The 1136-nt window shown below is 59.6% G+C and carries 1 protein-coding gene; it reads left to right on the top strand.

Annotated features, from left to right (window positions below):
- Positions 1-1136 (top strand): IS66 family transposase (tnpC, locus tag BLU70_RS14235; protein WP_074694011.1); only part of this gene is annotated, 1136 nt, incomplete at both ends.

The following is a 1136-nucleotide window of genomic DNA, read 5'->3' as shown; positions in this document are numbered from 1 at the left end:
CATCGGCAGTTCGGGAAGTCCAGCGAACGCACGACAGACAACCAGATACGCCTGGACCTGGTATTCAACGAGGCCGAGGTTGAGGCGCAACCTGAGGCAGAAGAACCCACTATCGAGGCGGTCACATACCAGCGGCGCAAGAAGCAGCCAGGTCAGCGGGATGCCATGCTGGCAGACCTTCCGGTGGAGCAGATTGAATATCGTCTACCGGAGCAAGAACGAATCTGTCCGTGCTGCGGCGAGGTCATGGACGAAGCGGGTGTCGAGATCCGTCGCGAGCTCATCCACGTCCCGGCACAGACGAAGGTGCGCGAACATATCCAGCAACAATACGCATGCCGGACGTGTGACAAGCATGGGACTGAAACGCCCATGGTCAAGGCGCAGATGCAAAAGCCCCCGATACCCGGCAGCCTGGCATCCGCCTCGATGCTGGCGTACGTGATCGACAAGAAATACGTGGATGGCTTGCCGCTGTACCGCTTGGAGGAACAGTTTGCCCGACAAGGCCTGCGGTTGACCCGGCAGACCTTGGCGAACTGGGTGGTATTGGGGGCGACGCGGTGGCTTGATCTCATATACCACCTGTTGCACGAGGAACTCCTCCAGCGCCGGTACCTCCATGCGGACGAGACGACGTTGCAAGTGCTGCATGAGCCGGGGCGACCTGCCAAGGCGACATCGTACATGTGGCTGTACCGAAGCGGTCAGGATGGGCCGCCGATTGTGCTGTTCGACTATCAGGAGACCCGCTCGAAGGAGCACCCGAAGCGCTTTCTCGAAGGATTCAAGGGTTACCTGCACGTGGACGGGTACAGCGGTTACAACGAGATTCCGGATGTGAAGCTGGTTGGGTGCTGGGCACACGCCAGACGCAAGTTTCATGAGGCGCACACCGCGCTGCCGGCAGAGGAGCGAAAGAAACCGACCGCTGTCAGGATAGGATTGGAATACTGCAATCGGTTGTTTAAGATTGAACGCGCCCTGAAGGACGCGACGCCAGAAGAACGCCACGCTGGGCGGCAGAGGTTAAGCCGGCCGGTGCTGGACACGTTTTTGGCATGGCTTGAGGAACAGAGCGAACAGGTACTGCCCAAGAGCGCCTTGGGGCAGGCGGTTTCGTATTGCCTGAACCA

The sequence above is a fragment of the Alicyclobacillus hesperidum genome (genome assembly GCF_900107035.1).
GTDB lineage: Bacteria > Bacillota > Bacilli > Alicyclobacillales > Alicyclobacillaceae > Alicyclobacillus > Alicyclobacillus hesperidum.
The sequence above is the reverse complement of the archived record's forward strand: the minus strand, read 5'-3'. Positions and strand labels throughout refer to the sequence as shown.